General features: G+C 68.6%; 7 protein-coding genes and 1 riboswitch. Of the genes, 2 read left to right on the top strand and 5 right to left on the bottom strand.

Annotated elements, in window-relative coordinates:
* Both ACNQQL_RS22835 and arfB read left to right on the top strand, forming a co-directional pair.
* A partial coding sequence (locus ACNQQL_RS22835) for an AAA family ATPase (RefSeq protein WP_347065862.1) occupies positions 1–2,132 on the top strand: 2,132 nt, incomplete at its 5' end.
* Positions 2,129–2,533, top strand: coding sequence for an alternative ribosome rescue aminoacyl-tRNA hydrolase ArfB (gene arfB, locus ACNQQL_RS22830; protein ID WP_347065860.1), 405 nt, complete (start codon positions 2,129–2,131; stop codon positions 2,531–2,533). The genes ACNQQL_RS22835 and arfB, both read left to right, overlap by 4 nt.
* Before the next feature lie 70 nt (positions 2,534–2,603).
* Here arfB and ACNQQL_RS22825 read toward each other — a convergent pair whose 3' ends face one another.
* From ACNQQL_RS22825 to thiC, 5 genes are all read right to left on the bottom strand, one after another.
* The gene (locus ACNQQL_RS22825; RefSeq protein WP_347065858.1) at positions 2,604–3,884 is read right to left on the bottom strand and encodes an EAL domain-containing protein; all 1,281 of its coding nucleotides are present in this window, start codon (positions 3,882–3,884) and stop codon (positions 2,604–2,606) included.
* Positions 3,885–4,366: 482 nt separating this feature from the next.
* On the bottom strand, positions 4,367–5,293 hold the full coding sequence (locus ACNQQL_RS22820) for a DMT family transporter (RefSeq protein WP_034183177.1): 927 nt from the start codon (positions 5,291–5,293) through the stop codon (positions 4,367–4,369).
* Between the two features lie 139 nt (positions 5,294–5,432).
* Complete coding sequence (locus ACNQQL_RS22815) at positions 5,433–5,696, bottom strand: hypothetical protein (protein ID WP_347065856.1); 264 nt, start codon at positions 5,694–5,696, stop codon at positions 5,433–5,435.
* Between the two features lie 206 nt (positions 5,697–5,902).
* The gene (locus ACNQQL_RS22810; protein ID WP_034183179.1) at positions 5,903–6,115 is read right to left on the bottom strand and encodes a glycine zipper 2TM domain-containing protein; all 213 of its coding nucleotides are present in this window, start codon (positions 6,113–6,115) and stop codon (positions 5,903–5,905) included.
* A gap of 258 nt (positions 6,116–6,373) precedes the next feature.
* Positions 6,374–8,305, bottom strand: coding sequence for a phosphomethylpyrimidine synthase ThiC (gene thiC / locus ACNQQL_RS22805; RefSeq protein ID WP_072435924.1), 1,932 nt, complete (start codon positions 8,303–8,305; stop codon positions 6,374–6,376).
* Between the two features lie 124 nt (positions 8,306–8,429).
* Positions 8,430–8,546, bottom strand: a riboswitch (TPP riboswitch).
* Between the last annotated feature and the right edge of the window lie 28 nt (positions 8,547–8,574).

The raw sequence follows: 8,574 nt of genomic DNA, 5'->3' as shown, positions 1-8,574 counted from the left end.
GCGCGTTCGCGACGAGCCGCGCGACCGCGGGCGGCCACGTATGCGTCGCGCTCGGCGCGCTCGCGCAGCGCTACGAAGAGCCGCTCGACGACATCCGCGCGGCGCTCGCCGCGAGCGGCGTGGTCGCGTTCGGCACGCTCGCGCGCGGCGACGAACGGCCGCTGATCGTCGATCGGCACGACCACCTGTACCTGTCGCGCTATTTCGATTACGAACGGCGGCTGGCCGATGCGCTGGTTGCACAGGCCGGCGTCGCGGTGCCGGACGACGGGCTGTCGCCCGAACGGCTGCGCGACAACCTCGCGCGTTACTTCGGGCCCGCGACCGGCGAAGTCGACTGGCAGCGCGTCGCGGCGATCGTCGCGCTGACGGGCCGCGTGACGATCGTCAGCGGCGGCCCCGGCACCGGCAAGACGACGACCGTCGTCGGCGTGCTGGCCTGTCTGCTCGATGCGCACCCGGGGCTGCGTATCGCGCTGGCCGCACCGACCGGCAAGGCCGCGCAGCGGATGCAGGAAGCGCTGCATGCGCGGGCCGGGGACCTGCCGCCCGAGCTCGCGGCACGCCTGCCCGACACGTCGTACACGCTGCATCGCCTGCTGGGCGGCGGCGGGGCGGCCGGCTTCCGGCACCATCGCGACAATCCTCTGCCGTACGACCTGATCGTCGTCGACGAGGCGTCGATGATCGACGTCGCGCTTGCCGCGCACCTGCTCGACGCGCTCGCGCCGGGCGCGCGGCTCGTACTGCTCGGCGACAAGGATCAACTGGCCGCGGTCGAGGCGGGCGCCGTGTTCGCGGAGCTGAGCGCGCGGCCGGCGTTTACCGCCGCGGCGCGCACGCGCATCGCGCAGGCGCTCGGTATCGACGAGGCGGCGTTCGTCGCGGCGTTGCCGGTGCAGGACGAAGCGGCGGCGACTGTGCCTGCCGCGAATCCGGTTTCCGCTGCGGCCCAGGCCCAGGCTTCCGCTTCGGTATCCGCCGCTGCTTCACGAAAACGCGCGTCGCGTCCGCGCGCCGATGCGCGACAGGCGTCGCTGTTCGACGACGAACCGCAGGACGACGCGGTTGCCGCGGCCGATGTCGCGCCATCTCCGTCCGCCGGTCCGGCATTGACCGATGCCGGCGATATCGGCGATGCGGGCAACGCCCCCGCATGGATCGAGGCCGACGAACTCGCGTGGCTCGACGCCGTCGAGCTGCCGCCGTTCGATGCAGGCGATGCGGCGCTTGCGTCGGTCACGTCGACATTGCCCGGCGTAACCGCTGCGTCGCCCGCCACGCCAGCACCGGCGCCGCTCGCCGACTGCGTCGTGTGGCTCGAACGCAATTACCGCTTCGGCCTCGATTCGCCGATCGGGCGGCTGTCGCTCGCGATCCGCCGCGGCGACGTGCAGGCCGCGCTCGATGCGCTGCCCGCGGACGACGCGGTTGCCGCGTCGTTCCACGACGATGCGGGCGAGTCGCTCGCGTCGTCGACGGTCGAGCGGCTCGCACGGCGGTTCGGCGCCTACCTCGATGCATTGCGCGACGCGCTGGCCGCGCCGGTGCCCGATCCGCTGCCGCTGTTCGACGCGCTCAACCGGTTCCGGATCCTGTGCGCAACCCGCAGCGGCTTGCGCGGTGCGGAGCACGTCAACGCGCTCGTGGCCGCGCACGTGCGGCATGCGGCGCGCGTGCCGCTCGCGGTCGGTGCGCACTGGTTCACCGGGCGGCCGATCATGGTGACGCGCAACGACTATGCGCTCGGGCTGTTCAACGGCGACATCGGCATCGCGCTGCCCGATGCGCACGGTGTGCTGCGCGTGTGGTTCAGGCGCGCGGACGGCACCGCGCGCGCGGTGTCGCCGGCCGCGCTGCCGCCGCACGAAACCGCGTTCGCGCTGACGGTCCACAAATCGCAGGGCTCGGAATTCGACGAAGCCGCGCTCGTGCTGCCGGCATCGTTCGGCCGCGTGCTCACGCGCGAGCTCGTTTATACCGCCGTCACGCGGGCACGCACGCGCGTGCAGGTGATCGGGCCGAGGCGTGTGCTGGCGCAGGCGGTCGCGACGCGCACGCAGCGCGATTCGGGGCTCGCGGCCCGCGTCGACGAGGCACTCGCACGGCACCGCATGGAGGCTTCGCGATGATGATCCGCTATACGCTCGATCCGGCCGAAGTCGAATGGACGGCCGTGCGCGCGCAGGGCGCGGGCGGGCAGAACGTGAACAAGGTATCGAGCGCGATCCACCTGCGTTTCGACATCCGCGCATCGTCGCTGCCGCCCGTCATCAAGGAGCGGCTCCTCGCGCTGTCCGACCAGCGCATCACGCGCGACGGCATCGTCGTGATCAAGTCGCAGGAATACCGTACGCAGGAGAAGAACCGCGAGGCCGCGCTCGCGCGGCTCGATACGCTGATCGCCGGCGTCGCGTTCACGCCGCGTGCGCGGGTCGCGACGCGACCGACGCGTGCGTCGAAGGAGCGGCGGCTCGAGCACAAGTCGCGCCGCGGCGCGGTGAAGTCGGGCAGAGGGAAGGTGGTCGACTGACGAATGGATGGCCGAAGGGCCGCACGCTCGACGGGCATCGCGGGCGAACGCCCGCCGCCGCGCCGGCTGGCTAGCGCATCACGGTTCCCGCGCTGTCGAGCACGAAGTCGACGCAGAACACGACGAGCCGGCTCTGCGCGCGGATCGCGACGGCGGCCGTATAGCAGTCGCGGCCTTCCGTCAGCGAGAAGTGCGGGCCCATCAGCGCGACGCGCCCGGGTGCGGCGATCGCGCGCTGGAAGTACGGGCGCCGCGACCAGTTGCTGTGGGTTTCCGGGAACAGCGGCGACAGGCGGGTGGCGCTCGCCTGGCCGTCGTCGGGGGGCGCGCCGATCGACGGCAGGAACTGCTCGCCGATCTCGTCGGTGACGAACACGCGGCGCGCGGCCGGCACCGCGAACACGCGTTGCGCGGCATCCTGCAGGTTGCCGCTCGCGGAAAACGCGGCCGCGCCCGTGAGCACGAGCCGCTCGATCGCGTCGAAGCCCGGCTGCTCGGCGATGGCCGGCGTGTGCCGGCGCGCGATGAAGCGCTGCCACGCGGCGTCGAGCATCGCGGGCGCGGCTGCGCTCGCGTGCGCGATCGATGTGTCGGGCTGGCCGAACTGGAACCCCTGCACGAAATCGATGTCGGCTTCCATCAGCGCCTGCAGCGCGTCGTCGCTTTCGACGCCCTCGGCAAGCACCATCGCGCCGGCCTGGTGCAGCATCGACACGAGGTGATGCATGATACGGCGGTCGTCGGCCGACCCGGTCGAGCGCTCGACGAGCGAGCGATCGAGCTTGACGATGTCGGGCCGCGCGCGCCACACGCGGTCGAAATTCGAGAATCCCGTGCCGAAATCGTCGATCGCGATCAGGAAGTCGCGATGCTGGATCATGTCGATCGTGCGGGCGAGCGCGGCTTCGTCGCGCGACGGCTGTTCGACGACTTCCAGCACGATGCGGTTCGGCGGCAACCCGAAATGCCGGCACAGCGCCTCGACGAACTCGCGCTGTACGAGGCCCGAATCGAGCACGCGCGGCGTCACGTTCAGGAACAGCCAGCCGTCGCCGATGCCCTGCGCGACGAAATTGGCCGTGTGCAGGCAGCGCGCGAGCCGGTCGAGCAGCAGCGCATCGGCGTCGGCGCGCGTCTTGTCGAAGAGGGCGGTGGGCGAGACCAGCGCGCCGTTCGCGTCGACGACGCGCAGCAGCGCCTCGTAGCCGACGACGCGCTTGTGCGTGATCGACAGCACGGGCTGGAATACGCTGCGCAGCGTCGTGGTGCGATAGGTGGCGAGCCAGCCGCCGGGCGTCAGCGTGAGGCGTTCGAGCAGGGAATCGAGCGATAGGTCGTGGGCGGGCTTCATGTCAACGGTGCCCAGGGGCGAGCGGCGGGGCGGCAGTGCGTTGCCACACTGAAGCAGTCGCATGCGCGGGCGGACGCGAAAGAACGTGGGGCATCGTGACCGCCTTCTGCGGATGAGTGTTCCGAGTGTAACGGGAATGCGGCGCCGAGCGTATCAGGGAAACTCCACACGCACGCGGTACGCGGCCGCGGCCATGGCCGGCGCGCAGCGATGACCGGCGCCGCCCGAGTGCGCGCAGTGCATCACCGCCACGAAGCGAAGGGCGCCGCGCAAGCACATGACAATCCGGTGGCATGGGGCGACGGCATGACCGTGCGTCGTGGCCGCATGGCGTGCGTGGTGGCGCGGGAAAACCCGCGGCGGACAGCCCCGCGCGCGGGCGGGCGTCGTCGTCGGATGAATGCCGACGCGCCGGGGGAACCGGTTGCGCTCGGCCGTCGGCGGTCACCGCACGACGGCCGGCAGCGCATGCGCCTTGATTCTCAGGTCGCTTCGCCGCTACGCGGCCCCAGACCGGGAATCCGCTTGATCACGCCGGTCGCGAGCGCGGTGCCGACGAGCACGATCGCGCAGCCTTCGATCATCACGGCCGACACGTGTTCGTCGAGGAACAGCGCGCCCCACAGCAGGCCGAATACCGGGATCACGAACGTCACGGTAATCGCGCGGGCGGGGCCGACATGCGCGATCAGGTAGAAGAAGATGAAATACGCGATGCCCGTGCATGCGATGCCGAGGCCGAGCACGGCGCCCCATGCGTGCGCGCCGACCGACGCGGCCGGCCAGGTGGCGATCGCGAACGGCAGCAGCAGGACGGTCGAGCCGATCATGCTGCCGGTCGCGTTGACGAGCGGATCGACGCCGCTGAGCTTGCGCTTCGTGTAATTGGCCGCGATGCCGTACAGCAGCGTCGCGCCGAGCGCCGCGGCGGCGGCAAGCGCCGTTGTGCCGGCGCCCGTGTCGCCGTGCGCATTCGCGATCTGGTTCCACACGAGCGTGATCACGCCGGCAAAACCGATCACGAGGCCGAGCGCGCGCGGCAGCGACAGTTTGTCCTTCAGCCACAGGTAGGCTACGAGCGCGCCCCACAGCGGCGTCGTCGCGTTGATCACTGACGTCAGGCCGGCCGACAGCGTCAGTTCGGCGAACGCGAACAGGCAGAACGGTATGCCCGAGTTCAGCGCGCCGACGACGAACAATGGCCATGCGTGACGGCGCAGCCGCGCGCCGAGATCGGCGGGTTTGAAGCGCGTTAGCGCAAAGCCGGTGAGAAACAGCGCACCGATGCCCACGCGCAGCGCCATCAGCGGCGCGACGCCGAAATCGATCACGCCGATCCGGATGAACAGGAACGACGCGCCCCACAGGGCAGCGAGCACGGTCAGCAGAATGGCGTTCTTGGGCGACATCGATCGAGAGGGAGAGGGACGGGATGCGGAGGATCTTACACCGCGTTACCGCGCCGTCGTTTCACGATTCGATGAAATGGCAAGAAACGGGAATGCCGCCGGTTGCGGGCGGAGGGTCGGCTGCCGGCGGTATTGCCGATCAGTGATGGCGCCAGCCGCCGCCGCGTCCGCCGAAGCCGAAATTGAGCGACACCGCCGGTCCCCAATAGCCGCCCCACGCGGGGCCGTAAGCGGGCGCGTACGCAGGCGCCGGATAGTAGTAGGCGGGGCCCGGATCGACGTACACGGGCGCCGGCTGCACCGGTGCCGCCGTGTAATAGCCGCCAGGATAATAGCCGTACGGGTAGTAGCAGCCGGCGAGCGTCGTGCAGGCGAGCGCCGCGGCGACGAGGGTCCTGTTCATGATGTCTCTCCGGCGGAGCCGGCAATCGGCAGATGCTTAAGCTTAGGCCGCGCGCCGATGACACGGTGTGCAAAACGGTAACGGATCATTTCCGGACCGCTGCTGCCCGTGTTGCGGCGCCACATGCGAAAACGGCGCTTCCGCACTGCGGAAACGCCGTCTGATTGAAATGTTGCGCCGCGTCTGGCAGACCGCGTCTAGCCGTTTTACTTGCCGATCTGGTTGCCGATGATGCCGCCAGCCGCCGCGCCGCCCAGCGTCGACAGCGCGTTGCCGCCGATCGCCGCGCCGGCGACGCCGCCGACACCCGCACCGATTGCCGTGTCGCGCTGGCGTCTCGTCATCGAATCGCAGGCCGACAGGCTTGTCACCGTTGCGACGAGGAGCGCGCATACCCCAATACGCCGAATCGATTTCATGATCGTTGTCCTGTGGTTGTGAACGGAGGACGCGCGACCGGCGGGCGGCCACGCATGTTTCCAATCTACGCGCCGTCCCGCGCCGCTGCTGTAAGGACTTGTTAAGCCTCGCGCGGTTTCGTAATCATTTGTTTCCCCGTGCGCCGGCAGGCATGCGACATGCGCAGGGCACGCGCCATGCGTAAAAAAGCCCGCTCGAAAGCGGGCTTCGCGCATCGCGACGCGTTTCCGGTGCGGATCGCGCGTTCGCTCGTTCGCTTATTGACGGTGATAGATCTCGGCGCCGGTCTTGACGAACTCGACCGCCTTCACTTCCATCCCCTTCTTCAGCGCTTCGGTTTCCGACACGCCCTGCTGCGCCGCGAATTCACGCACGTCCTGCGTGATCTTCATCGAGCAGAAGTGCGGGCCGCACATCGAGCAGAAGTGCGCGACCTTCGCCGAATCCTTCGGCAGCGTTTCGTCGTGGAATTCGCGCGCCTTGTCCGGATCGAGACCGATGTTGAACTGGTCTTCCCAGCGGAACTCGAAGCGCGCCTTCGACAGCGCGTTGTCGCGCACCTGCGCGCCCGGGTGACCCTTGGCGAGGTCGGCGGCGTGCGCGGCGAGCTTGTACGTGATGATCCCTTCCTTCACGTCGTCCTTGTTCGGCAGGCCGAGGTGCTCCTTCGGCGTCACGTAGCACAGCATCGCGGTGCCGAACCAGCCGATCATCGCGGCGCCGATGCCCGACGTGATGTGGTCGTAGCCCGGCGCGATGTCGGTGGTGAGCGGCCCGAGCGTATAGAACGGCGCTTCCTTGCACCAGTCGAGCTGGAGATCCATGTTCTCCTTGATCAACTGCATCGGCACGTGGCCGGGGCCTTCGATCATCACCTGCACGTCGTGCTTCCACGCGATCTGCGTGAGTTCGCCGAGCGTCTTCAGTTCGCCGAGCTGCGCTTCGTCGTTCGCATCGTAGATCGAGCCGGGACGCAGGCCGTCGCCGAGCGAGAAGCTCACGTCGTACGCCTTCATGATCTCGCAGATCTCTTCGAAGTGTTCGTACAGGAAGCTTTCCTTGTGATGCGCGAGGCACCACTTCGCCATGATCGAGCCGCCGCGCGACACGATGCCGGTCATCCGGTTCGCGGTGAGCGGCACGTACTGCAGGCGCACGCCCGCGTGGATCGTGAAGTAGTCGACGCCTTGCTCGGCCTGTTCGATCAGCGTGTCGCGGAAGATTTCCCAGGTCAGGTCCTCGGCCTTGCCGTTGACCTTTTCGAGTGCCTGGTAGATCGGCACCGTGCCGATCGGCACCGGGCTGTTGCGGATGATCCACTCGCGCGTTTCATGGATGTGCTTGCCGGTCGACAGGTCCATCACCGTGTCGCCGCCCCAGCGGATCGCCCACGTCATCTTGTCGACTTCCTCGCCGATCGACGACGTGACGGCCGAGTTGCCGATGTTCGCGTTGATCTTCACGAGGAAGTTGCGGCCGATGATCATCGGCTCCGATTCCGGATGGTTGATGTTCGCGGGGATGATCGCGCGGCCGCGCGCGATTTCGTCGCGCACGAATTCGGGCGTGATCTCGGCCAGCGCATTCGCGCCGAATGCGGCAGCGCCGAACGCCTGGCCCGGATGCTGGCGCCCCATCATCGCGGCGAGCTTCGCGCCGTTCGGGCCGCTCGACTTCAGGCTCTCGATGTATTCGGCGCGACGCTGGTTCTCGCGGATCGCGATGTATTCCATTTCCGGCGTGATGATGCCCTGACGCGCGTAGTGCATCTGCGTGACGTTCTTGCCGGCCTGCGCGCGGCGCGGGTTGCGGTGCAGACCCGGGAAACGCAGGTCGGCGGTGGCCGGATCGGCCGCGCGCTCGAGGCCGTATCGGCTCGACAGGCCGGGGAGCACTTCGGTGTCGCCGCGCGCTTCGATCCAGCGCTGGCGCAGCGCGGGCAGGCCCGCGCGGATGTCGATCTTGGCTTCCGGATCGGTGTAGGGGCCCGACGTGTCGTACACGTAGATCGGCGGATTCTTTTCGCCGCCGAAGCCGGTCGGCGTGTCGGCCTGCGTGATTTCGCGCATCGGCACGCGGATGTCGGGCTGCGAGCCGGTCACATAGACTTTCCGCGAATTCGGCAGCGGCGCGACGGCAGCGGCATCGACGTGGGCGTCGGCGGACAGAAACTTCGGATTGGCGTTCATGCAATCTCCTGTGTGAGCGCCGGACAGGCGCTTCGGCGCTTGCCCGGAGCCCTTGACGAATGTGGGGCTCGAGCTAAGCAGGAGACGAGGCTTGGTGAGGCGGCGGATTTCGTCAGAAGGATGGCGGCGGAATCCGTACGCTTCCCTGCGCTGGCATTATCCAGATCAGGTTCAAAGGGTATTTCTCACCCGCAATGCCGGTTGTTTGACCGAACGCATTGCAGGACCCCCGCGTTAGCAAGGGCACACGATACACCGGCTTTGCGGCG

The sequence above is a fragment of the Burkholderia sp. LFS061 genome (assembly GCF_047978125.1).
Lineage (GTDB): Bacteria > Pseudomonadota > Gammaproteobacteria > Burkholderiales > Burkholderiaceae > Burkholderia > Burkholderia pyrrocinia_C.
The sequence above is the reverse complement of the archived record's forward strand: the minus strand, read 5'-3'. Positions and strand labels throughout refer to the sequence as shown.